The sequence below is a fragment of the Polaromonas sp. genome (assembly GCF_039930745.1).
Classification (GTDB): Bacteria; Pseudomonadota; Gammaproteobacteria; order Burkholderiales; family Burkholderiaceae_C; genus Polaromonas.
In genome coordinates, this window is the sequence record NZ_JBDTTH010000030.1 from 1 (window position 1) to 22,313 (window position 22,313).

Below are 22,313 nucleotides of genomic sequence, written 5' to 3' on the forward strand. Positions count from 1 at the left end.
CTGCGGCGACTGCGGCATCGACTTCGGCGGCGCTGGCCAGCGCGACTCGGCCTGTTACCTGGCCTGTGGCGGGGTTGAAGACGTCTTGGTTGCGGGAGGAGGTGGCGGTTGACAGGCGGCCGGCCGTCCAATGCCCGATGAGAGGAAGGACGGAGCGGGAGGCCAAAGGAGGAGTGGTGTTCATGGAGCTTGATTCAAGAGATGACGGTTGTGAGGCGAGCGGAAGCGAGCTGCGCTTCCGGCCCGGCCTTCAATGAAGTGGGCGACGCTCAGGTGGCGTGCGCAGCCAGGGGAAGAGCCTCGGGCGCTGCATCCACGGCTGGCGCCAGCGCACCCAGATAGGTGCGTACGCGCGGGTCGCTGGTGAGCGTTGCAAAGTCGGCTGCTTCGGTCACCACGCCCTTCTGAACATAAATGAAGCGCTCGCAACTTTTGCGCAGAATGTCGATGTGGTACGGCTCGTTGGGGTGAAGGCAGAGAAATACGATCCGTCCCTGGCTCTTGAGTTTGCTGAAAAAATCGAGCATGAAACCGATGTAGCCATCCTGGGTGTTGAACTGGGGTTCATCAAACAGGTGCACCAGCGGAGAATTACCTTCAGCATGGGCCAACATGAAGTCGGGCTTGCTCTTCTGGAAAGACCTGACCTGGTAGGACTGGTGGTAGTGAACTGCGAGACGGTCGCGTTCACGGGTCCGCACCTGGTGAATATCCTGGCCGTTGACCAGCACCCGGCCGGCGCTGGGGAGGTTGCTTCCGGTGATCATTTCGAACAAGGTGGTTTTGCCCGAGCCGTTGGGGCCCATGACACCGATGACGCAGGGCTTGTTGACTTCGAAGTCAGCCGTCAGGGAAAACGTGGTTTTCTTGCGGATCAGCCCGCGCTGGTATTGCTTGGCGAGTTGTTCAACACGCAAAAGAGGGTGGTGCATGCAGACTAAACTCCGAGAAGCTGCCGGCGCAGGGCAGCGTTGTTGCGCAGCTCTGCCGCGGGACCTTCATGGACGATCTGGCCCATGTTCATGACATAGACGCGGTCAGCAACTGCCAGCGCGCTCTGAACGTTCTGCTCGACGACCAGCACGGCAATGCCTTCGGCCTTCAACCGCGTGATGGTTTTCATCACGTCCTGGACCACCTTGGGTGCGAGGCCCTGGCTAGGCTCGTCGAACAGCACCAGCCCTGGCGAGCCAAGCAGCGCGCGGGAGATGGCCACCATCTGCATCTCTCCGCCGGAGAGGTTTTCGCACTCCCGCTCCATCAGGTATTCCATGGCGCTGAAAATTTCAAAACATTCCTTTTCACTCCACTTGCGAAAGCGGGTGGTCTTGCGTGCAATGGCCAGATTTCGTGCCACCGTGAGGGTCGGGAAAATGCGCCTGTCGTCAGGAACCCAGCCCAGGCCTGCTCGGGCAATCTCGTGGGTAGGCATGCGCGTAACGTCCCGCCCATCGAATGAAATGTTGCCCTTGCGGGGCGCGGTCAAGCCCAGGACGGAACGCAGCGTGGTCGTTTTGCCTGCCCCGTTGGGCCCGAGCAATGCCACCACTTCACCCGCACCGACACGCAGGGAAACATCGAACAGGACCTGTGTTTCACCGTAAAAGGTGTCGATGTGTTCGACCACCAGCATGTCGGCGGGAGCCGCTGAAGGCTTCAATAGGGCGTTCATGCCAGCGCTCCCAGATTGGAGCGCTGGACCCACTCGTTTTGTTTCAACTCGGCCGGTGTGCCTTGCGTGATGACCTGCCCCCAGTGAATCACCGAAATCTGGTCTGCCAGATTGAAAAGAAAGTTCATGTCGTGCTCGATGATCACAATCGTCAGTTGCCGCTTGAGTTCCCTGACCAGGTCCATCAACCGGTCCGTGCCCTCAGCCCCGAGACCTGCCGTAGGTTCATCGAGAAACAGCATGCGTGGCTCGGCGGCCAGCGCAACACCAATTTCAAGCGCGCGGCGCTGACCGTACGACAGGCTGCTGGCCATCACGCGCTCCTTTCCCTTGAGGCCCACCCGTTCCAGCACTGCCGCAGCCATCTGCTGGGCGGTGGTGTCAGCACCGAGATCGCGCCAGGCGTTGAAGCCCTGTTTACGCACATGCGGCATGGCCACCAGCACGTTGTCCAGCGCGGTGTAGCTGTCGAACAGGTTCATGATCTGAAAGGAGCGCGATATTCCCTTGTGGGAAATTTCTCGCGGGGACAAGCCTGTGATGTCCTCTCCGGCAAAAGTCACGCGGCCACGGTCCGGCTTGTAGCGCCCCGTCAGTACATTGAAGCAGGTGGTCTTGCCAGCACCGTTGGGGCCCATGATGCCGGCCAGCTGGCCTTCCTCAAACCCGAGCGTGATGTCCTGCAACACCATCTGTGCGCCGAAGCGCTTGGACAGGCCATGGGCTTCAAACAGCTTCACAGCACACCTCCTGCGCGTGTTGCGGCTGCCACCGGGGTCTTGCGAGGCCTGGCTTTCCAGGCCTGCCAGACTCCGGCGATTCCCTCCGGCTTGAACAGCACCATGGCCATGAAGATCAGTCCATACCAGAGCAGCCAGGTCTCGGTGTAGGCGCCCAGCAGGTCACGCGCAAGAATGAAAAAGGCGGCACCAATCACCGGCCCCCAGAAGCTCACCAGGCCGCCGCCAATCAGCACCATCATGACCACAAACCCGGAGGTGTGCAGGCTCATCACATTGGGGTACGCCGATTGCTGCGCCATCGCAAACATGGCGCCGGCCAGTCCCGCCACCGCCGCGGAAAGCGTGAAGGCCAGCCATTTGTAAAGCCAGACGTTGTAGCCTACAAACGCTGCGCGGGTTTCGTTTTGCTTGATGGCGCTGAGGATGCGACCCAGCGGTGAATGAATCAGCCGCCAGAGCCCGAGCAGCACCACTGCAAAAAGAACCAGGCAGAAAAAGAACAGCGCGTTGTTGCTGGCAAGGTCAAAAGAGACAAAACCAAAGTCTGCCGGCAGGCGCTTGATATTGAGCAGGCCGTCCTCACCGCCCGTCACGGTATGCCATTTGTTGGCGACAAACCAGAAAACCTGTCCGAAGGCAATGGTCAGCAAGGCGTAGTAAATGCCGCGCCGGTGCGAAATGAATGCCGCGACCGCAGCTCCCAGGAAAGCGGTGACCAGTACGGCGCCCAGCAGGTCAAACCAGAGGTTGGGCCAGACGCGCAATTGCAGCAGGCCAAAGGCATAGGCGCCCACGCCAAAAAATGCGCCATGGCCGAAGGAAGGCAAACCGGTGAAGCCCAGCAGCAGGTTGTAGCCCAGGGCAAAAAGCACCCAGATCATGATTTCCAGGGCCAGGTATTGGTAAAGGCCGACGCGTGCCACCCACAGAGGAGTGGACAGCAGAACCACCAGGCAAATCAGCATCGGCACAGGAAACAGGGGTGCGCGGCCGGAGGCAAGTTGCATGAGCGTTGTGTCTCGGTTGATTTATTCGATTTGAAAAAGAGGTGGACAAAACAGAATATACATTCTAATATTTAGTCATGCAAGAATATTTGTTCTATTTACACGGTGCGCACGAGCAGCTGGCCCGTGTGTATTTTTCAGGCGGCGGAGACCCATGGACCCTGTGACTACTTACGAGGACCTCAAGGTGTTGATGGCCCGGGCTTATCCGGACATGTCCAAGCAGCTGCAGCGTATTGCGCGTTATGCCATGGAGCAACCCAATGAACTGGCGCTGGGCACCGTGGCCACCGTGGCGGAGTCAACGCAGGTGCAACCTTCGGCTGTGATCCGGTTTTCAAACGCGTTGGGTTATGGCGGCTTCTCGGAAATGCAGCAGGTGTTTCGTGGTCACCTGCTGGAGCGCTCGGACAGCTACCGCGAGCGTATCGCGCAGATGCGACGCAAGCAGGTCAACGGTAGCCGCGCGCCGGCCGGGGTATTGCATGAACTGGTCGGCGAGTCTGTGGCCGAGCTGGGCCACCTTGAGGAAAAAATCCAGCAAAGCGACCTGAAATCGGCGGTGAAGCTGATGGCTGCCGCGCCGCGAATCCACGTGCTGGCCCAGCGGCGTGCATTTCCGGTGGCCGGTTATCTCGCCTATGCGCTGAGCCAGCTGGAGCTCCGCACGCATCTGCTGGACGGCACCGGCGGCATGCTCAGGGAAAGCCTTCGTTCGATCGCACCTGGTGATGTGCTGATCGTCGCGAGCTTCCGCAATTATTCGCCTGAGGTCATAGACGCGGCTGTTGCTGCGGAGAAACTGGGCGCGACGGTGATTGCCATCACGGACGGTCCCGTGTCGCCACTCAAGGCGCCGGCCACGGTCTGTTTTGAACTGGCCGACGATTCGTCAAAACCGTTCCGCTCCCTGGTCGCTCCCCTGTGTCTGGCGCAGGCGCTGGTGGTCAGCACCGGACACCACATCGCAGAACAGGGCGCCGGCAAACCCGCAGGCAAGCCGGCGCGGCGCAAGGGGACGGCATGACTCGCGCGCTGGATGTGATCTGCATGGGCCGCGCCGCGGTCGATCTGTACGGCGAGCAGATTGGTGGCCGCCTGGAGGACATGCAGAGCTTCACCAAGTATCTGGGCGGTTCACCCGCCAACACGGCAGTGGGCGTGGCCCGGCTGGGGCTCAAGGCGGCCATGCTGACCCGCGTGGGCGATGAGCACAATGGGCGCTTTGTACGTGAAACCCTAAGCGCAGAGGGTGTGGACGTGGGCCACGTCAAGACCGATCCGAAGCGGCTCACGGCGCTGGTTTTCCTGGGCATCCAGGATCAGGAAACCTTCCCATTGGTTTTCTACCGCGATAACTGTGCCGATATGGCTGTCAGCCAGGATGACTTCGACGCGGCCTTTATCGCCTCGAGTTCGGCCCTGCTGCTTTCAGGCACCCACCTGTCGCAGCCAACCACTTACGAGGCATGCCGCAAGGCCATCACTTTTGCCAGGCAGGCGGGCACTCGCGTCGTGCTGGACATCGACTACCGGCCAGTGTTGTGGGGCCTGACCAGTCCCGGCATGGGTGAGCAGCGCTTTGTGCCGTCCGGCGAGGTCAGCGCGCATTTGCAGACGGTGATCGGCCAGTGCGACCTGGTGGTGGGCACCGAAGAGGAAATCCATATTGCGGGGGGCAGCACCGATACGCTGGCGGCGCTGCGCTGTTTGAGGGCGCTCACGCCAGCCACCCTCGTGGTCAAGCGTGGCCCCATGGGCTGCGTGGTGTTCGAGGGTGCCATTCCGGACGAGCTCGAACAAGGGCTCAAAGGCCCGGGCTTCCCGGTGGAGGTCTACAACGTCCTGGGCGCGGGTGATGCCTTCATGGCCGGCTTTCTGAGAGGCTGGGTACGCAACGAGCCCCTGACGCAGTGCTGCGCTTATGCCAATGCCTGTGGCGCGCTGGTGGTGTCGCGCCACGGATGCGCTCCCGCCATGCCCAGTTGGGAAGAGCTGCAATTTTTCCTGCTCCACGGATCGAACACCCGCAAGCTCAGGGAAGATGCGCGGCTTGAGCACCTGCATCGGGCCACTACGCGTACAAGACGTTGGGCCGAGCTGGTCATCCTGGCGTTTGACCACCGCGTGCAGTTGGAAGAGCTGGCCGCACGGCACAACGCGGGTCATGAGCGCATCCGGCTTTTCAAATCGCTGATTGCGGAGGGCGCCAGGCGGGGTGCCAGGGGCCGGGCTGGCGTCGGCGTCATCGTGGACGGGCGCTTCGGTGATGAAGTCTTGCCCACCATGACAGGCAAAGGCTGGTGGGTCGCGCGGCCTGTTGAGTTGCCCGGCTCACGGCCCCTGCAATTCGAAGCAGGCGCCCATTTGTCGCAAGCCATGCGTTCCTGGCCCGCCGAACACGTGGCCAAGTGCCTGGTGAGTTATCACCCCCAGGATCCGCTTTCGCTGCGGGAGCAGCAGCTGGCCAGGCTGGCGGAACTGCAGCGTGCGAGCACAGACACCTTCCATGAATTCCTGGTGGAAGTGATTCCGCCCAAGGAAATGCCGCGAGACAGCAACACGCTGGCGCAAGCGCTCGAGCAGATCTATCGCGCCGACATCTACCCCGAGTGGTGGAAGCTGCCGCCCGCTGAATCGGCACAGGAATGGGAAGCCATTGTTGCCGTGATCGAACAAAACGATCCGCACTGCCGTGGCGTGTTGTTGCTGGGCCTTGAAGCCAGTGAAGACCGCCTGGACCAGAGCTTTCGCATTGCAGCACCGCATGCCATCTGCCGAGGTTTTGCCGTCGGGCGGTCCATCTTCTCGGAAGCCGCGGCCGGCTGGTTTGGGGGGCGCATGGATGACGAACAGGTCATTGACGACATCGCACAGCGCTACGCCAGGCTCATCCGGCTCTGGGACGAAGCCCGGGCCGGCGTGGCCGAAGCCGTGAGCTGATCAATTAACAAGGAGACAGACACATGACACAAAAAATCGGATTCATAGGGATCGGCATGATGGGCCACGGCATGGCCAAAAACCTGCTCGCCAAGGGTTTTGCCCTGACCTTCAAGGTCAACCGCAACCGTGACAACCTGGCGGACCTGATTGCCGCAGGCGCGCAGGAAGCGGCGACCAATGCGGCCTGCGCCCAGGCCTCGGACATCGTCTTCATCTGCGTGACCGGTTCGCCCCAGGTCGAAGAAATCATTTACGGAAAAGACGGCTTGCTGGAGTGCGGACGCAAGGGCTTGATCGTCGTGGATACGTCGACTGCCGAGCCCGCATCGAGTACCCGTATTCGCAATGACCTGGCCGCCAAAGGCATCAAGCTGGTGGATGCACCCCTGGCCCGCACCCCCAAAGAGGCGGAGGAAGGCCGGCTCAACACCATGGTGGGAGCAGACGACGAGGACTTCCGGGCGGTCGAGCCGGTGTTGAAAGCCTTCTGCGAAAACATTTTCCATGTGGGTCCGCCCGGCCACGGCCACGTCCTCAAGCTGGTCAACAACATGATGGCGATGAGCTTTGCCGCATCGATTGCCGAAGCCTTCGCCGTCGCGGCCAAGAGCGGCCTCGACCTGAACCGGCTGTATGACGTGATTTCAGCCGGTGGTGTGAACTGCGGCATCTTCCAGATGATGGCCACCAAAACCCTCAAGGAGGGTGATGTGACCGGCTTCAAGTTCGGCATCGCCAACGCGCAGAAAGATCTGCGTTATTACACCCATCTGGCGGAAATGCTGCCCGTGACCAGCTTCATGGGCGAAGCCGCGCACCAGAGCCTGATTCAGGCAAGCAACGCCGGCTTTGGCGGCAAGTTGATCGCCTCCCTTTTTGAAGCCCAGGAAAAACTTAACGACGTCAAGATCGTTCCCCGTTAACAACAACCCAACCACAGCAGGAGACAAGCATGAACGACACCAAAAAACCTACCAGCCCGGAATCGTCAGAGGACGCCCCTTCGGCGTCGCGTCGCGATCTGTTGAAGAAGTCCAGCCTCGCGCTTGTCGGTGCCGGCCTTTACGGTGCGGCACCCTTCATGGGGCCATGGAAACACAACCATGCGTGGGCCCAGACTGCCCAGAAAAAACCGCTGACCATCGGCCTGACCATGGATGCGTCTGGTCAGTACGCCGCATCCGGCGGCATGGAGCGCCTGGGCGCCATGATGGCCATCAAGGAGTTCAACGACAAGGGTGGCGTGCTGGGACGGCGCATTGAAGCCATTCACATCGACACCGAAACCACGCCGGCGACGGGCTCACGTGTGGCCGAACGCATGATCACCCGCAATGAAGCCGCTTTCCTGATCGGCGCGGTGCATTCGGGTGTGTCCAATGCCATCTCGCAGGTGGCGCAAAAATACGGCACCATTTTTCTCAACACCAACTCCAGCTCCCCGACCGAGGCGGGCAAGGACTGCCACCGGACCAAGTTTGTCTGGGACGGCAACGGCACCAATTTCTCCAACGCCACGGTCAAGAACGCCATCAAGGCCAGCGGCCGCAACTGGGTGCTGCTGACCAATGACTACGTCTGGGGGCACACCACGTCCAAGGCCACGCGGGCGATTGTCGAGGCCAATGGCGGGCGCATTGTTGAAGAGCTCCTGGTGCCGCAGAACACCCGTGACTTCTCTGCCTACCTGCTCAAGCTGCAGCAGCTCAAACCTAACGTGGTGGCGACAGCCGTCGGCGGGGACGACATCAAGGCGCTGCGCCAGCAGGTGGTGCAGCTCAAGATGAACCAGTCCATGGCCTGGATCAACAACCAGCAGGACTGGCCGGATGTGTATGGCCTGGGCCCGGACGCGATATTTGGTGTGTTTGGCACCACCTGGTACTGGAAACTCAATTTGCCGGGCGTGAAGGAATTCGTGGCGGCTTACCAGAAGCAGTTCCCGGGCATGGCCATCCGCGTGCCGGGCAATGTCTTCCACAATGGCTACATGGCCACGCGGGAACTGTTGCGTTGCGTGGAAGAGGCGGGCACAACCAACAACATCGCCGTCATTAAAAAGCTCGAGGGACGCAAAATGACAGCCGTCGACCGCCTGCAGCATTACGACGCATGGATGGACCCGGTCACCCATCAGTGCCAGCAGACGATTTACATGGCGACGTACAACGAAGCGCCGACGGAGAAGGATGACATCTTCAAAATCCTGACCCAGGCCGACCCCAAGGATGTGCAGGACAAGGACTCCCTGGGCGCCTGCAAGCTCGAGAGCTATGAAGCCACACCGAGTTACGAAGTCTAGGCCTGCCATGGACGCCAATGAAAAGTCCGCGACGCTGCCCGGGTGGCATCGATGCAGCGCAGGCGCTGCCAGCGAATCCTGACTCGGACCACGCCCTAACCGCAGAAATTTATGGACTTCCTTTTCCAGCTTTTCCCCCACCTCATCAATGGCGTGTCACTGGGCCTGTTGTTCGCGCTTATCGCTCTGGGCTTCATGCTGATTGTCGGGGTGATGGAAACCATCAATCTGGCACATGGCTCGCTATTTGCGCTGGGCATGTATTTCGCGCTTTTCATGGTGGCGCCGCAGCTGGGGATGTTTCCCGAGCTGCAGGCCTGGTACATGGCTTTTCCCATTGAAACGCGGTATTTGATTGCGCTGATTCTGGCGCCGGTCTTCGTCGGACTTTTCGGCATGCTGCTGGAGCTGTGCATGCGCCGCACCTATGGGCGCGACCCTCTCTATGGCTTGTTGCTGACCTTTGGCGCTGCCCTGGTGATCGAAGAGGCCATACGTATTGTGTGGGGCTCTTCCGAAAAACAGCTGCAGCTGCCAGAGGCTATTTCGGGCGCGGTGCTGCTGGGTGATCTGGTGTATTCCAAGTACCGCTTCTTTGCCAGCGGTTTTGCTATTCTGATGATTGTCATGCTCTGGTTGTTTCTGCAGAAAACGCCCTATGGGGCCATCATCAAGGCCGGAGCGCACGACAGCGAGATGGTGCGGGCGCTTGGCATCAACCTGTCGCGCCTGCGGCTTTTTGTCTTTGGCCTCGGTGTGGCGCTTGCGGCGATTGCCGGGGTTGTCATGGCGCCCATCTGGGGAATCCGGCCTCATGTCGGTGTCGATGCCGTGGTGCCGGCTTTCCTCATCATCGTCCTGGGTGGGGTGGGTTCGCTGTGGGGTGCGGTCATCGCCGGGCTGATGGTGGGCATGGTGGTGGGGCTGACCGGCTCCTACGCCTCGGAGTGGTCCCTGATGTCCATGTATTTGCTATTTATTGCCGTCGTGACCTTTCGCTCCCGCGGTCTGTTTGGAAAGAAGAGTGTGCTGGATGCATAAGTTGGGCTCCCCCGCCTCGGCTCACTGCGTGTAGCCGGACCCCCCCTAAAGGGGGCGCCATCTGCAGCCCGGCGGAGCCGGTTCTGCGCTGGCCCTGAAATAAGATTAATCCGGCCAGCTAACTGGCTTCACAGGTGACGGTGATGAAACCTCTCAAAGACAAAGTGGCCCTGGTCACTGGTGCGGCAGGCACCATGGGGGCCGCCGCCACACGCGTGCTTCTGGAAGACGGATGCAAAGTGGCCATGGTTGATTTCAGCGAAGAGCGAAACCGCGCACTGGCGGCAGAGCTTGGTGGGAGCGCCTTCCCCTTTTGCTTTGACATCAGCGATGCAAAGGCGGTACGGGAGGGTCATGCCCTGATCGTTCAGGCGCTGGGGCCCGTGGATATCCTGGTCAACAACGCCGGCATCCTTTCCAACAACAAGGTCGAGGCGACCGATGCACAGGAGTGGCGCCGCGTGATGGGTGCCAACCTGGACGGAGCCTTCTACCTGTCGCAGAAGGTGGTGCCGGCCATGAAGGCGCGGCGTTCCGGCCGCATCATCAACACCAGTTCGCTGGCGGCCAAAACCGGCGGGCTGACCGCCGGAACGGCGTACTCGGTGTCCAAGGGTGCGATGAGCGCACTGACCTTCTCGCTGGCGCGTGAATTGGCGTCTTTCGGCATCACGGCCAACGCCATCGCGCCGGCTTACGTGAAGACCCCCATGCTCACCGAGCAGCTCAATGAAGAGCAGCGGCAGAAGCTGCTCAGGGACATTCCGGTCGGCCGGTTTTGTGAGCCTGAAGAGTTTGCGCATGTGGTGCGCTTTCTCGCTTCCCCGCTGGCCGGCTTTATCACAGGCGAGATCATCGATCTCAATGGCGGCCTGCTGATGGATTGAAACGGGAAAGCCCTTGCGTTCAAGAAAGTATTTCCATACACAATCCGGTCATTCATGAGCCTCACTCCCCGCATTGATTTCACCTCGGCCCTGAAGGGCCTGTTCGACCTGAGCGGCAAGGTCGCGTATGTGCCGGGCGGGTACGGAGGCATTGGCGAAGCCATTGCCTGGGCCTTGGCGATGGCTGGTGCCAAGGTTGCCGTTTCGGGGCGGAGCGAGAGCAAGGCGCGCGATGTGGCCTCGGCCCTGTGCGCTGCGGGGCACGATGCCATCGGGCTGACGATGGATGCTCATTCAGTTCCGCACATGCAGGCGTCGGTAGACGCCGTGGCCGCACACTATGGCCGGCTCGACATCCTGATCAATTGCGTGGGCATGCAGCGCGAGCAGGCGCTGCTGGAGGTCACTGAGGAAGCATTTGACGAAGTGCTGCAGGTCAACCTGAAAGCGGCCATGTTCCTGGCACAGGCGGTGGCCAAGCAACAGATAGCCGGGGCGCGTGGGGGCGCTCAGGTTCATCTTTTGTCAGTGCGGGCGCAGCTGGGGCTGCGTGGCCGCGGCTATTCGGCTTACACCAGCAGCAAGGGTGGGCTGGTCATGCTGATTCGCCAGCACGCCAGTGAGCTGGCGCCACACGGCATCACGGTCAATGGGATCGCTCCCACGGTCGTCCAGACGGAGATGGCGCGTCATTGGCTGGAAAACCCCGAGACGCACCGGCAAGTGCTGGAGCGGATTCCGTTGGGCCGCGTTGCCGATCCGCAGGACGTGGCCGGGGCCGCGGTTTTTTTTGCAGCACCTGCCGCATCTTTTGTGACTGGCCAAGTCCTCTACCTTGATGGCGGCATCACCGCCTCGCAATGAGCGGTGGCTGCTCAGGACGCGGGTTTGCGATTCACCAGCACGATGCCCACAGCCACCATCACCAGCGCAGCCAACAGGCTGGGTGTGACGGACTCCTTCAGCCAGAGGGCGCCGAACAGCAGTGCAAACAGCGGCGTGAGGAAAACAAACACTGAAATCTTTGTAGCCGGGTAACGGCCGAGCATCCACATCCACGCCAGGTAACTGGCAAAGGCGCCAACCACCGTCTGCAGCAGCAGCGAAGTGATGGCGAAGGGGCTGAAGGCCCAGACCCATTGTTCACCGAGCGCCAGTGACAGAAAAGGCAGGGCCGCCGTACTCACAGCCACCTGGTAGAACAGCAGCTTCTCAGCCGACACCCGGGCCAGCGAAGATGCGCGTATCACCACGGTGGTCAGGCCCCAGAACATGCCGGCGGCCAGCGCGAGCAAGTCTCCGGACCGGGTGGAGGCGGCGCCGGCGCTGAAACCTTCGCGCAGCGCAAACACCACGGCCGCGAAGGCGCAGGCCAGCCCCACCCATTGCAGGCTGCGCAGTTTCTCGGATGCAACCCGCAGCGGCAGCAGCACCGCTACCCAGAATGGCGAGGTGTAGAGAAACACCGTCAACCGCGAGGCACTGGTGTACTGCAAGCCCACATACAGGCAGGCAAACTCGACGGCGAACAGGCCTCCGGCCAGCAGGCCGGCACCCAGCGTGCCGTCCCTGGAAAACAGCTTGACGCCGCGCCAGGCGCACCACAACCATAGCAGCAGCGTGGCGCCGGCAAAACGGATGGAGGCCTGGAACACCGGGGGCACCTCCGCCAAGGTGGCCTTCACCAGCACCTGCTGAAAGCCCCAGAACAGGCAGCAGGCGAGCAGCAGCGAAATCGAAAGGGTGTCGAGATGGGTTTTGCGGGTCGTCATGAGGCGATGATGGTGGCTGCGCTTGTGCTTACAGCGGATGCTCGGTATAAAACCTGCCACCGTGAAACAGCAGCGGCGCAGCACCCTGGCGGTGGGCGCAGCGCTCAACCTCGCCGACAAAAATCACGTGGTCACCTTCTTCATAGCGGCTGCGGTTGAAACACTCGAAGGTGGCGGCCGCGCCTGTCAGCAGGGGCGAGCCGCTGATGCCCTCGGTCCAGGCGACACCGTCCCACCGGCCTTCGCGTTTCGCCGCAAAACGCTCGGCCAGCTCTTTCTGGTCGGCGGCCAGGATGTTGATGGCGTAGTGGGAGCCGGTACTCAGCGCCGGCATGGAGCCGGCCGCCTGCGCCAGGCTCCAGAGCACCAGGGGTGGCGCCAGCGAGACCGAGTTGAAGGAGTTGGCCGTCAGCCCGACCAGTTCACCGTTCGCCGCGCGCGCGGTGACGATGGTGACGCCGGTGGCAAACATGCCGAGTGCTGCGCGGAACTCGGTCGTTGAAAAATCCGGGCGGCTGGCCTGGCGCAAAGGCGTGGGGGGCGTCATGGATGTAATTTACCTGAATCGGCTTTGCCGGCGCGGCCGGCCGGCATGGCGCGTAAAATCGGCCCATGCGCTTGTTCTGTCCCGCCGCTCTTATTTTTGCTTCTCTTTTGATAGCGAATAGCGCACAAGCGACAGGGCCTTGCGACGATTTTGTCCGAAAACTGCCGAACCTCAAGCGGAGCCTGTGCGAAGCAGCGCAGCTGCAGGCCACAGCGGCCCGTTCGGTCCAGGGCCAGACCCTGTGGATGCGCGATGTCAAGCCGGAAGAGCCTCGCCAGCGTGTCCTGGTGCTGGGTGCCATCCATGGTGACGAGCTGTCGTCAGCCTCGGTAGCCCTGCACTGGATCGGGCTGGCCAAGGAGACGACGGCGCCCTGGTCACAGGCGATTCACTGGCGCTTTATTCCGGCGCTCAATCCCGACGGCCTGCTGGCCACCCCGCCGCGACGCGTCAATGCCAACGGGGTGGACCTGAACCGCAATTTCCCCACGCCGTTTTGGGAGCGCGATGCCAAGGTGTATTGGGAAAAACGCACCGGCAAAGACCCGCGGCGCTGGCCGGGGCCCAAACCACTGTCAGAACCCGAATCGCGTTTTCTGCATGAAGAGATGCAGCGCTTCAAGCCGCACCTGATCGTCAGCATCCATGCGCCCTATGGCGTGCTGGATTTTGACGGGCCGTCGGTGCCGCCCTCCAAACTGGGCCGGCTTTACCTCGACCAGGTGGGCATCTTCCCCGGTTCGCTGGGCAATTACGGCGGGGTGCACAAAGGCGTGCCGGTGGTGACCATCGAATTACCCAATGCCATGCGCACCCCGCTCAATGCCGAGATGCGCCAGATGTGGCTGGACCTGTTGCGCTGGATGTCCGAGCGGCTGCCCCCTGGCAGCGCCGGGGGGCTGGGGCGCACGCCTTGAACTGCAGAACGCGCTGCCGTTATTGACACGTCAATTATGGGTCAAATCAGCCTCTAGACCTTTGTGGACGGGCACTGACAGCTATAAAAAAAGTAGCAATTCGCGCGCGCGAATGTCTCCGTTTCAGCGCTTGAGCTTCCTGTAGGCCTCGTTCATGGGCTTACCTTTGTCCGTGTCCTGTAGGCCGCGGCCGAGGTCGCGGCTCGCCTGTTCCACCTGGGGGTCGGCTTTGGCATCGGTCATGTCGGTGGACTGGTCGCGTTCATGCGGCAAGGACAGGCCGGTATCGGCCAGGTCTGCCAACACATTTTCCTCATCGCGCAAGGGGCGGTCTTTGGCTGGTTTGACCGAAGCCATGCCTTCGCTGGTCCCAGCCTCACGAGACGGGCTGTCGGGCGAGGGGGATGCGGGGGGAGCGGGTGCGGCCATGCGTGTTTTTCCTCGCAGCCACTGTGGCTGCAGGACCTCAGTCTGGTCGGTTCGGGAACAGGCACCTGTCAGCGTGCCCTGGGTGGCGATGTAGGAGGAGGGCGACCCGCCGCATGACGGCGGACGGGAAAACGCCAGACTGTCACGCTTTCGGGTCATATTGGCGTAGCCTCGTGTAGGCAATGCAATGCCAAAGGACTACGATATCCTTCAGCGGCGCGCGTTATGCGCGCTCGCCTTTTCCTGGTCCTGCAACAGGCGCTGCACGACCCTGTGCAAACGGAAGGCACAAGGCAAGGTCATGCGATGGTGAGTTCCCTGGGGCTTCGCGCCCGTCTGGTGTTGTTGATCGTGGTGGCGCTGGTGCCGGTTTTCGGCCTGTTCGCCTGGGTGGCGGCCAGCAAGCAGGCGGATGCCCTGAAACTCGCGCGCTCCACGCTGCAGTCGCAGGCCCTGCTAGCCGCAGCCGGCCAGCAGCCGCAAGTCGAGGTCATGAAACAACTGCTCAGCGACCTGACCAGCGCGCCTTCCATCAGGCGCAGGCCGCCGGACGCATGCGGCGAGTACCTGCGGGATGTGCAGGCTAGCCATGCGCATTACACCGATCTGGGATTGGTAGGGCTCGACGGCACCCTGTTGTGCCATTCCGAGCCGTCGCTGATCGGCACCAACGTCAGTACGCGGCCCTATTTCAGGCGTGTGCTGGCAAGCCGGCAGTTCTCGGTGGGCGAATACGGCACCGGTCGAAGCAGCCGCAAGGCAGGGGTTGCCTTTGCGGCGCCCGTTCATGATAGCGCAGGTGTATTGAATGCAGTGGTATTTGCCGCGCTGGATGTGCAGGCCTTCAGCCTCCCGCTGGCACAGCTGGCGGTGCCGGCAGGGATGAGCGTGGTTCTCACCGACCGCCAGGGCACCATTCTCGCGTCACATCCCGCGGGTCCCGACCCGGTGGGCAGCAGGCAACCCGACGACGCCGTTCAGGCTTTTTTGCGGGCTCCGCGCGTGGGCATCGAGGAAGCGCCGGACGCGAACGCAGAGCAGCGCATGTACGCCTTTGCGCCGGTGGAGGGCGCGGCACAGGGCGCGCTGTTTGTCGCGGTCAGCATGCCGCGCGAACTGGTCTCGGCGGAACCCGCAAGGGCGCTGGCGTTCGAACTCGCTGTTTTGTTCGCTGCCGCGCTGTTCGGCATGGCCTGCGCCTGGGCCATGGGCAGGCGCCTGATTGTCAACCCGGCCAATGCCATGCTGCGTGAGGCGGAAGAGCTTGCAGGCGGCAACCTTGCGGCGCGCGTCGAGATTGGCCCGCTCTACCAGGGCGAGCTCGGCCACCTCGCCAAAACCTTCAACCGCATGGCTGAATCGCTGCAGTTGCGCCGCGACGAGCTTGATACGGCGCTGGACCGCATCGGCAAGGAGCGCGGCCTGCTGGATCTGATCATCAACAGTATGAGTGAAGGCGTGCTCGCGATTGATGTCGAGGGCCGCTTCCTGCTGTTCAATGCGGCAGCGAAGAAAGTCTTTCCGGCCATTGACGAGGAGACGACCCTCGCGGCCTGGCGGCAGGACCACGAGGCCGTGTTGCTGGACGGGAAAACGGTATGTACACCGCAAAACAGACCGCTCAGCCGTGCCATACGCGGTGAAAGCGTCGACAACTGGGACGTTTTCCTGCGCCGGCCCGGTGTCAAAGACCGGGTCCTGCGCAACAATGTCCGCCCCTTGCATGACGAAACAGGAAAGCTGGTTGGTGGTCTGGTGGTGTTTACAGACATCACCGAGCGCAAGTTCACCGAGGATTTTGTCCGCGACCAGGAGCAGGTGCTTGAGCTGATTGCCTACGGCGTGCCTCTGGCGCAGGCGCTCGAAGCCATCGTGCGCTTGATCGAAGGCCGCTCTCCCGGGAGCCTGTGTTCCATTTTGCTGTGCGAAGGCCAGCAACTGCGCCACAGCGCGGCACCCAGCCTGCCGGACAGCTACAACCAGGAGATCGACGGACTGGAAATCGGTGAGGGCAGGGGTGCCTGTGGAACGGCGGCCTTCCTGAAAAAGGAAGTGGTGGTGGTGGACGTGGTCGGCGACCCGCTGATGCGCGACTACCGTGACCTGCTGAACGAGTATGACCTGCGCGCCTGCTGGTCCACACCCGTGCTGGCCAGCAGCGGCGAAGTGCTGGCCACTTTTGCCATTTATCACCGGACCCCCTACCAGCCGCAACCGGGAGACCAGGACCTGGTGGAAACTGCCGTCCGGCTGGCGCGTATTGCCATCGAACGTTCGCGTGCCGAGGAAGCCCTGCTGGGCAGCGAGGCGCGGTTCCGTGAACTGGCCGAAAACATCGAGGACGTGTTTTATAACCGCGACTTTGCCAGCGGGCGTTTCCTGTACATCAGCCCGGCTTACGAAACCATGTGGCATCGCCGCCGGGAAGAGCTGTATACCGCGCCGGATGCTTACCGCGACACCATCCATTCCGAGGACCGGGCGGCGGAGGCTGCAACCAAGCACTTGCAGGCCGGAGGCGCCACCACCGACCTGGAATACCGGATTGTTCGCCTTGACGGCGAGGTTCGCTGGATCCGCGACCGTTCCTACCCGATTTTCAATGCAGCTGGCTTGGTGGAGCGTATTGTCGGCACGGCGCGCGACATCACCGGGCGCAAACGTGCGGACCGTGAGTTGGCGCGTACCAACCGGGCGCTGCAGATGCTCAGCCGCTGCAACGAAGCGCTGACCCGCATCGACGACGAAACGGAACTCCTCTCCCAGGTATGCCGCCTGGCAGTGGATGTGGGCGGCTACCGCATGGCCTGGGTTGGCTACGCGCGGGATGATGCGGCCCTCACCATCGTGCCCATGGCGCATGCGGGCCACGAGGAAGGCTATTTGTCCGCCATCCAGCTCACCTGGGACGCAGAACAGCAGACCGGGCGAGGACCGGCCGGCCAGACCATACGCACCGGCGAGGTCCGGGTCAGCGAAAACATCTTCCAGGGCGCCAACCAGTTTCACTGGCACGAGATCGCCACGGAGCGCGGTTACCGCAGCGCCGTGTTCTTGCCCTTGCGTGATACAAACCGCACTTTCGGCCTGCTGGGCCTGTACTCCGGCGCGCTGGAAAAACTGGCCGCAGATGAAATCAAATTGCTCCAGGACATGGCCGACAACCTGGCCTTTGGCATTGGCAGCCTGCGCACCCGGCTTGAGCGCCTGCGCAGCCAGGAGGCCGCGCGCCAAGCGGCGGCCCAGGTGCGTGAACAGGCGTCGCTGCTGGACCGCGCGCAGGATGCCATCATGGTGCGCAACCTCGACCGGACCATCCGGTTCTGGAACAAGGGCGCCGAACGCCTGTACGGCTGGACAGCCGACGAGGTGCTCGGAAAAACCATGGACGCGCACATGTACCGCGGCCCGCAGGTGCTCATGGACGCGATGAACCAGACCCTGGCCAAAGAGGGGGACTGGACCGGCGAGCTGGAACAGGTGGCCCGGGACGGCTCGGTCATCAGCATCGAGGCGCGCTGGACCGTGGTGCGTGATGAAAACGGGCATGTCAGTGGCGTGCTCGGCATCAATACCGACATCCGCGAACGCAAGCGGGCGCGCGAGGAAATCCTGCAGCTCAACGCCAACCTGGAAGAGCGGGTGCAGCAACGCACGGAACAGCTGGAATTTGCCAACAAGCAGCTGGAAGCCTTTTCGTACTCCGTGTCGCATGACTTGCGCACGCCGCTGAGCGCCATCGACGGATTCAGCAACCTGCTTGCCAGGGACCTGGAGGCCAGCATGGTGAGCGAACGCAGCAAGCACTACCTCTCCCGCATACGCGCCGGCGTGGGGCAGATGGGCGAACTGATTGATGCCTTGCTCTCGCTGGCTCAAGTTTCGCGCATCAGCCTGCGCTGGGACAAAGTGGACCTGAGCGCGATGGCGCAGCGGATACTGAATGGCTACCAGGAAACGGAGCCAGACCGGGCGGTCTTGCTCGATATCCAGCCGGGACTGCTGGCGCATGGCGACGGGCGGTTGCTTCAGCAGGTGCTGGACAACCTGCTCGGCAATGCCTGGAAGTTCAGCAGCCAGCAGCCCCAAGCCCTGATTTCATTCAGGCGGGAGACCGGCCCGGACGGCGAGACCATGTATTTGGTGCAGGACAACGGGGCCGGTTTTGACATGGCCTATGCAGAAAAGCTGTTTGGCGCTTTCGAGCGGCTGCATACCGCCTCCGAATTTGCCGGCACCGGCATCGGCCTGGCGACGGTACACAGGATCATCACGCGGCATGGCGGCCGGGTCTGGGCTGTGTCCGCTCCGGGGCGTGGGGCAACGTTTTATTTCACACTGGGTGACACATCTTCCGGCGATCCGCTGTGACAGTCGCCCCACCCCTACAGGTCGCGCTGCAGCAGGGTTTCGCGCAACTTGTGGGCCTTGTCGGCATCAAACGCGCCTTCCGCGCGCGCCAGCACGTCCCCCTCGCGGTTGATCACCACGGCATAAACCTGGTCGGTTCCGTTCAGGCCGGCAGAGCGAACAAAGCGGGAGCGGTCGGTAAAGACCGGAACCAGACGGGCGCGTTCGGCATCGGCAGGGTAGATATGCAGAAGCTTGGTTTCGATGGCGCTGCGCGCCGCGGTGTTGCCCGGATCGTTGAGAACCGGCATGCGCACCCAGGCAATGGACGGGTCGGCATCGAGGTTCAGGCCCCGAACCCAACCGTCGATGTGCGCGCGCTGGGTGCTGCGAAAAGCGATCAGGGCCAGAGTGCGCTCGGCGGGCAGGCCGCCGGGCACCGTGATCGGTTGCTGAGCCAGCGTTCGAGCCATGAAGGACGGCAGTTGACCCATGACACTTCTTTCATTGGGCGCTGCCACGGCCAGCGCCAGCGCTGCAGAAACTGCCAGCAGCCAGGCCAGAGTGCTGGTCCAGGTGGTTTTCATGGTGCACGCTCCGTCAAGGAGAAACAAAAAGCCAAAGAAGCCGATAACGCAAGATACATGGACGGCCATGGCACTGGCGCACCTCTTGGGAACAAATTGTTCGCGGCCACAGTGCTTTATTGCAACGCACAAGCCAGCGCAATCAGCCGATCCGCCCGCTGGGAGCTGCCGCACACAGAACGACAGGGCGTGCTTCGATGGTTCGATACGCGTGGGCGGCCGGCAAAGCAGCGAAGAAATCATGAGCGGCATGATCAGCACCAACTTCCACAGGCTTCACGTCCAGCTGCTGTTGCCAAAAGCGGAATTTGCATTACATTGCGTAACCCTTTTCCTGCCGCCACGCGCGGCAGAAGGTTCTTTTTTGCAAGGGAAAATCCGTCTCAACCAACCTCCATGAGGCCATGAACCCATGAAGTCGTCTGTACTGCACATGAAGCTCACCAGGCCATGAGCCGGCACCTGGCCTCCTCAGACCTGCAGTCCCTGCGGAGCCAGCGCTTTGCCGTGGCCATGGCGGGGCTGGCCCTGGTCATCGGCCTGGTCTTTACCGGGCTGGGCGTTTTCTGGGTGCACAGCACCATTCAGCGCCAGGCGCGGGAACGTTTTGAGCTGCTGGTGGAGCGCGTACGGGCCGACGTGCAGGAGCACCTGAACGCTCCTCTGCAAGGCCTGCATGGCGCTGCCGGTGTATACGCAGCGAGCAGCGCGGTTATGCGGGACGAGTTCCGCGCCTATGTGCAGTTCAGTGAGCTGGCCCGCGATTTCCCCGGGGTGCGTGGCTTTGGCTTCATGGTGCGGGTCATGCGCAGTGAACTCGACAGTTTTGTGGCGGCCGTGCGTGCCGACGGCGAGCCGGCTTTTGCCGTCCACGCGATGTCCGGCGGGCCCGCCACCGACCACGCGCCCGACCTGTACGTGGTGCAGTTCCTGGAGCCGCAGGCCGGCAATCAGGCAAGCCTGGGGCTGGATGCGGGGGCCGACGCCCTGCGCCGCGAAGCCATCGAGCATGCCATCGCCACGGGGGAGCCCACCCTGAGCAAAAAAACCACCCTGGTGCAGGATCGGCAACAACAAGCGGGGTGGCTCTACCTGCTGCCGGTCTATCGCGTAGGGTCGGCCCCTGCCACGCCTGCGCAGCGCAAGGCCGCCTTGCTGGGGGTGCTGTTTGCCCCTATGGTGGTGAGCGAGGCGCTGCAGGGGGCGGCCCTGGCCACCCAGGGGCAGGCAGATTTTGAACTGTTTGACGCCGAGCGAGCCAGCGCGGAGGCGCTGGTGTATGACCTCGATGGGCATCTGGCGGTGGCGCGCGGGAACATCATGACTACCCACTACACAGGCCGCCTTTTTTCCGCGTCGCGTCTGGTCGCTGTGGGCGGGCGCAACCTGAGCCTGCGTGTCAGTACCACGCCTGCTTTTGAAGCGGGGGTTGTCAGCCCCTTGCCGCTCCTGCTCGGCCTGGGCGGTGTGGCGCTGAGCTTGCTGCTGGCCTTTTGCATCTGGCTGCTGGGCAGCAGCCGGGCGCGGGCGCTGTCGGTTGCGCAGCACATGACGCTGAGTCTGGCCCGCGAGCAGCAGCGTCTGCTCAGCATTGTGGAAGGCACCAATGTCGGCACCTGGGAATGGAATATACAAACCGGCGAAACCCGTTTGGACGAACGCTGGGCAACCATTACCGGCCACACGCTCAATGAGCTGCAACCCCTGGACATCCAGTCCTGGCGCTCGCTCATGCATCCTGGGGATCTGGTCGGCGCTGACTTGCTGCTCAAACGGCACTTCGCCGGCAAGACGCCTTATTTTGACTGCGAGATGCGCATGCGCCACAAGACCGGCCACTGGGTCTGGGTCTTGTCGCGCGGCCGCGTCTGCGCCTGGACCAGGGAGCGCCGGGCCGCCTTGATGGCCGGTACCCTGATGGACATTACCGAGCGCCAGGCGGCCCAGCTGGCCCTGCGCAACAGCGAGGAACATTTTCGCCAGCTCTTTGAAACCAGCCTCGAAAGCATCCTGCAGGCCCGGCCCGACGGGCAGGTCACCCATGCCAACCCGGCCGCCTGCGAGTTGTTTGGCATGACGGTGGAAGCCTTGCGCCAGCGCGGGCCGCGCGGGCTGGTGGACCCCCAGGACACGCGTCTGAAGGCTTTTCTCGACGAACGCCAGCGCGAAGGCCGGGCCCGCAGCGAGCTGCGCATGGTGCGCGGGGACGGCACGGTTTTCGAATGCGAGGTGTCGTCGTCCATTTTTCTGGACCCGAACAATGCACCCTGCGCCAACATTGTTTTGCGCGACATCACCGCGCGCAAACGATCGGAGGCGCGCATCGTGCAGCTCAACGCCGAGCTGGAGCAGCGGGTGGGGCGCCGTACCGCCGAGCTCGAAGCTTCCAACCGGGACCTGCAGGAATTTGCCTATTCGGTGGCGCACGACTTGCGTCAGCCTTTTATTGCCATTGGCGGTTTCAGCGGATTGCTGGAGCGGTGGGTGACGGACGAACGCGGCAAGCATTACATCCAGCGCATCAAGGCGGGCGTCAGGCAGGCCGGCGAGCTGACCGAAGCCCTGCTGGCCCTGGCCAATCTGTCGCGTGTGCAATTGCGCGTGCAGCCGGTGGACCTCAGTGCCATCGCCCGCCGCGTGGTGGACACCCTGCAGCAGGAAGATACGGCGCGTGCCGCCGACATCAGCATTCAGGACGGCCTGGTGGTGCAGGGCGATCCGATGCTGCTCGGGCTGGTGATGGAAGAACTGCTCAGCAACGCCTGGAAATTCACCTCACGGCAAAACCGCACCGACATCCGCTTTGCCGCGTTGCCTGCACAGGCCGGGGACGCGCGCGCCGAAACCGTTTATGTGCTCAGGGACAACGGCGAAGGCTTCGACATGGCGCATGCCGACAAGCTGTTTCGCAGCTTCCAGCGCCTGCACGCAGCTCAGGATTTCCCCGGCGCGGGCGTGGGACTGGCCAATATCCAGCGCATCATTGCGCGCCACGGGGGCCGGATCTGGGCGGAATCGGCCCAGGGCGAAGGCGCCTGCTTTTTCTTCACGCTGGGCCATGCCGGGCTGTGAGGTTTTCTGCGCAATTTGCTATTGAATTTATAGCTGCTTGC

The 22,313-nt window shown here is 62.4% G+C and carries 19 protein-coding genes and 1 pseudogene; 11 read left to right on the top strand and 9 right to left on the bottom strand.

Features of this window, described 5'->3' with window-relative positions:
* From ABI660_RS11375 to ABI660_RS11395, 5 genes and pseudogenes are all read right to left on the bottom strand, one after another.
* A pseudogene (locus ABI660_RS11375) lies at positions 1-184 on the bottom strand (methylmalonate-semialdehyde dehydrogenase (CoA acylating)); the annotation flags it as partial.
* A gap of 85 nt (positions 185-269) precedes the next feature.
* Positions 270-932, bottom strand: a complete 663-nt coding sequence (locus tag ABI660_RS11380; protein ID WP_348068001.1) for an ATP-binding cassette domain-containing protein — start codon at positions 930-932, stop codon at positions 270-272.
* 5 nt (positions 933-937) lie between these two features.
* Positions 938-1,672 (bottom strand): ABC transporter ATP-binding protein, encoded by a 735-nt coding sequence (locus ABI660_RS11385; protein ID WP_348068003.1) that lies wholly within the window; start codon positions 1,670-1,672, stop codon positions 938-940.
* The gene (locus ABI660_RS11390; RefSeq protein ID WP_348068005.1) at positions 1,669-2,412 is read right to left on the bottom strand and encodes an ABC transporter ATP-binding protein; all 744 of its coding nucleotides are present in this window, start codon (positions 2,410-2,412) and stop codon (positions 1,669-1,671) included. Before ABI660_RS11390 ends, ABI660_RS11385 begins: the two co-directional genes overlap by 4 nt.
* Positions 2,409-3,422: a branched-chain amino acid ABC transporter permease gene (locus ABI660_RS11395; protein WP_348068007.1), complete on the bottom strand. Its 1,014-nt coding sequence runs from the start codon at positions 3,420-3,422 to the stop codon at positions 2,409-2,411. The genes ABI660_RS11390 and ABI660_RS11395 overlap by 4 nt, the downstream gene beginning before the upstream one ends.
* Positions 3,423-3,576: 154 nt before the next feature.
* Here ABI660_RS11395 and ABI660_RS11400 point away from each other — a divergent pair, with 154 nt between their 5' ends.
* The 7 genes from ABI660_RS11400 (at position 3,577) to ABI660_RS11430 (ending at position 11,462) form a co-directional block, all read left to right on the top strand.
* Positions 3,577-4,449: a MurR/RpiR family transcriptional regulator gene (locus ABI660_RS11400; protein ID WP_348068009.1), complete on the top strand. Its 873-nt coding sequence runs from the start codon at positions 3,577-3,579 to the stop codon at positions 4,447-4,449.
* A complete protein-coding gene (iolC, locus tag ABI660_RS11405) occupies positions 4,446-6,365 on the top strand; it encodes a 5-dehydro-2-deoxygluconokinase (RefSeq protein WP_348068011.1) in 1,920 nt (639 codons plus the stop codon). The genes ABI660_RS11400 and iolC overlap by 4 nt, the downstream gene beginning before the upstream one ends.
* A 23-nt stretch (positions 6,366-6,388) precedes the next feature.
* Entirely contained in the window at positions 6,389-7,291 is a 903-nt protein-coding gene (locus ABI660_RS11410; protein ID WP_348068013.1) for an NAD(P)-dependent oxidoreductase, read from the top strand.
* Between the two features lie 29 nt (positions 7,292-7,320).
* Positions 7,321-8,670 (top strand): ABC transporter substrate-binding protein, encoded by a 1,350-nt coding sequence (locus ABI660_RS11415; RefSeq protein WP_348068015.1) that lies wholly within the window; start codon positions 7,321-7,323, stop codon positions 8,668-8,670.
* A gap of 111 nt (positions 8,671-8,781) precedes the next feature.
* On the top strand, positions 8,782-9,711 hold the full coding sequence (locus tag ABI660_RS11420) for a branched-chain amino acid ABC transporter permease (RefSeq protein WP_348068017.1): 930 nt from the start codon (positions 8,782-8,784) through the stop codon (positions 9,709-9,711).
* Between the two features lie 143 nt (positions 9,712-9,854).
* The gene (locus ABI660_RS11425) at positions 9,855-10,598 is read left to right on the top strand and encodes an SDR family NAD(P)-dependent oxidoreductase (RefSeq protein ID WP_348068019.1); all 744 of its coding nucleotides are present in this window, start codon (positions 9,855-9,857) and stop codon (positions 10,596-10,598) included.
* Positions 10,599-10,652: 54 nt separating this feature from the next.
* Positions 10,653-11,462, top strand: a complete 810-nt coding sequence (locus ABI660_RS11430; RefSeq protein WP_348068021.1) for an SDR family oxidoreductase — start codon at positions 10,653-10,655, stop codon at positions 11,460-11,462.
* 11 nt (positions 11,463-11,473) lie between these two features.
* Here the strand turns inward: ABI660_RS11430 and ABI660_RS11435 are convergent, their stop codons facing one another.
* Positions 11,474-12,370 carry a DMT family transporter gene (locus tag ABI660_RS11435; protein WP_348068023.1) on the bottom strand — a complete coding sequence of 299 codons (897 nt, stop codon included), beginning with the start codon at positions 12,368-12,370 and terminating at the stop codon, positions 11,474-11,476.
* Between the two features lie 28 nt (positions 12,371-12,398).
* Entirely contained in the window at positions 12,399-12,917 is a 519-nt protein-coding gene (locus ABI660_RS11440) for a flavin reductase family protein (protein ID WP_348068025.1), read from the bottom strand.
* 65 nt (positions 12,918-12,982) lie between these two features.
* Between ABI660_RS11440 and ABI660_RS11445 the strand changes: the two genes are divergently transcribed.
* On the top strand, positions 12,983-13,834 hold the full coding sequence (locus tag ABI660_RS11445) for a M14 family murein peptide amidase A (RefSeq protein WP_348068027.1): 852 nt from the start codon (positions 12,983-12,985) through the stop codon (positions 13,832-13,834).
* A 123-nt stretch (positions 13,835-13,957) separates the two neighbouring features.
* Here the strand turns inward: ABI660_RS11445 and ABI660_RS11450 are convergent, their stop codons facing one another.
* Entirely contained in the window at positions 13,958-14,263 is a 306-nt protein-coding gene (locus ABI660_RS11450) for a hypothetical protein (protein WP_348068029.1), read from the bottom strand.
* Positions 14,264-14,488: 225 nt separating this feature from the next.
* Here ABI660_RS11450 and ABI660_RS11455 point away from each other — a divergent pair, with 225 nt between their 5' ends.
* Positions 14,489-18,634, top strand: a complete 4,146-nt coding sequence (locus ABI660_RS11455) for a PAS domain S-box protein (protein WP_348068031.1) — start codon at positions 14,489-14,491, stop codon at positions 18,632-18,634.
* A gap of 14 nt (positions 18,635-18,648) precedes the next feature.
* Here the strand turns inward: ABI660_RS11455 and ABI660_RS11460 are convergent, their stop codons facing one another.
* Positions 18,649-19,200 carry a hypothetical protein gene (locus ABI660_RS11460; RefSeq protein WP_348068033.1) on the bottom strand — a complete coding sequence of 184 codons (552 nt, stop codon included), beginning with the start codon at positions 19,198-19,200 and terminating at the stop codon, positions 18,649-18,651.
* A gap of 67 nt (positions 19,201-19,267) precedes the next feature.
* Between ABI660_RS11460 and ABI660_RS11465 the strand changes: the two genes are divergently transcribed.
* Together ABI660_RS11465 and ABI660_RS11470 are read left to right on the top strand one after the other, a co-directional pair.
* Complete coding sequence (locus ABI660_RS11465) at positions 19,268-19,600, top strand: hypothetical protein (RefSeq protein WP_348068035.1); 333 nt, start codon at positions 19,268-19,270, stop codon at positions 19,598-19,600.
* Between the two features lie 50 nt (positions 19,601-19,650).
* Positions 19,651-22,272, top strand: a complete 2,622-nt coding sequence (locus ABI660_RS11470) for a CHASE domain-containing protein (protein WP_348068037.1) — start codon at positions 19,651-19,653, stop codon at positions 22,270-22,272.
* The last annotated feature ends 41 nt before the right edge of the window (positions 22,273-22,313 follow it).

Excerpts from the sequence above, each read along its gene's own strand:
- ABI660_RS11380 (WP_348068001.1), bottom strand. The coding sequence starts at position 932 with ATGCACCACCCTCTTTTGCGTGTTGAACAACTCGCCAAGCAATACCAG.
- ABI660_RS11385 (WP_348068003.1), bottom strand. The coding sequence starts at position 1,672 with ATGAACGCCCTATTGAAGCCTTCAGCGGCTCCCGCCGACATGCTGGTG.
- ABI660_RS11395 (WP_348068007.1), bottom strand. The coding sequence starts at position 3,422 with ATGCAACTTGCCTCCGGCCGCGCACCCCTGTTTCCTGTGCCGATGCTG.
- ABI660_RS11400 (WP_348068009.1), top strand. The coding sequence starts at position 3,577 with ATGGACCCTGTGACTACTTACGAGGACCTCAAGGTGTTGATGGCCCGG.
- iolC (WP_348068011.1), top strand. The coding sequence starts at position 4,446 with ATGACTCGCGCGCTGGATGTGATCTGCATGGGCCGCGCCGCGGTCGAT.
- ABI660_RS11410 (WP_348068013.1), top strand. The coding sequence starts at position 6,389 with ATGACACAAAAAATCGGATTCATAGGGATCGGCATGATGGGCCACGGC.
- ABI660_RS11415 (WP_348068015.1), top strand. The coding sequence starts at position 7,321 with ATGAACGACACCAAAAAACCTACCAGCCCGGAATCGTCAGAGGACGCC.
- ABI660_RS11420 (WP_348068017.1), top strand. The coding sequence starts at position 8,782 with ATGGACTTCCTTTTCCAGCTTTTCCCCCACCTCATCAATGGCGTGTCA.
- ABI660_RS11425 (WP_348068019.1), top strand. The coding sequence starts at position 9,855 with ATGAAACCTCTCAAAGACAAAGTGGCCCTGGTCACTGGTGCGGCAGGC.
- ABI660_RS11430 (WP_348068021.1), top strand. The coding sequence starts at position 10,653 with ATGAGCCTCACTCCCCGCATTGATTTCACCTCGGCCCTGAAGGGCCTG.
- ABI660_RS11435 (WP_348068023.1), bottom strand. The coding sequence starts at position 12,370 with ATGACGACCCGCAAAACCCATCTCGACACCCTTTCGATTTCGCTGCTG.
- ABI660_RS11440 (WP_348068025.1), bottom strand. The coding sequence starts at position 12,917 with ATGACGCCCCCCACGCCTTTGCGCCAGGCCAGCCGCCCGGATTTTTCA.
- ABI660_RS11445 (WP_348068027.1), top strand. The coding sequence starts at position 12,983 with ATGCGCTTGTTCTGTCCCGCCGCTCTTATTTTTGCTTCTCTTTTGATA.
- ABI660_RS11450 (WP_348068029.1), bottom strand. The coding sequence starts at position 14,263 with ATGGCCGCACCCGCTCCCCCCGCATCCCCCTCGCCCGACAGCCCGTCT.
- ABI660_RS11455 (WP_348068031.1), top strand. The coding sequence starts at position 14,489 with ATGCGCGCTCGCCTTTTCCTGGTCCTGCAACAGGCGCTGCACGACCCT.
- ABI660_RS11460 (WP_348068033.1), bottom strand. The coding sequence starts at position 19,200 with ATGAAAACCACCTGGACCAGCACTCTGGCCTGGCTGCTGGCAGTTTCT.
- ABI660_RS11465 (WP_348068035.1), top strand. The coding sequence starts at position 19,268 with ATGGCACTGGCGCACCTCTTGGGAACAAATTGTTCGCGGCCACAGTGC.
- ABI660_RS11470 (WP_348068037.1), top strand. The coding sequence starts at position 19,651 with ATGAGCCGGCACCTGGCCTCCTCAGACCTGCAGTCCCTGCGGAGCCAG.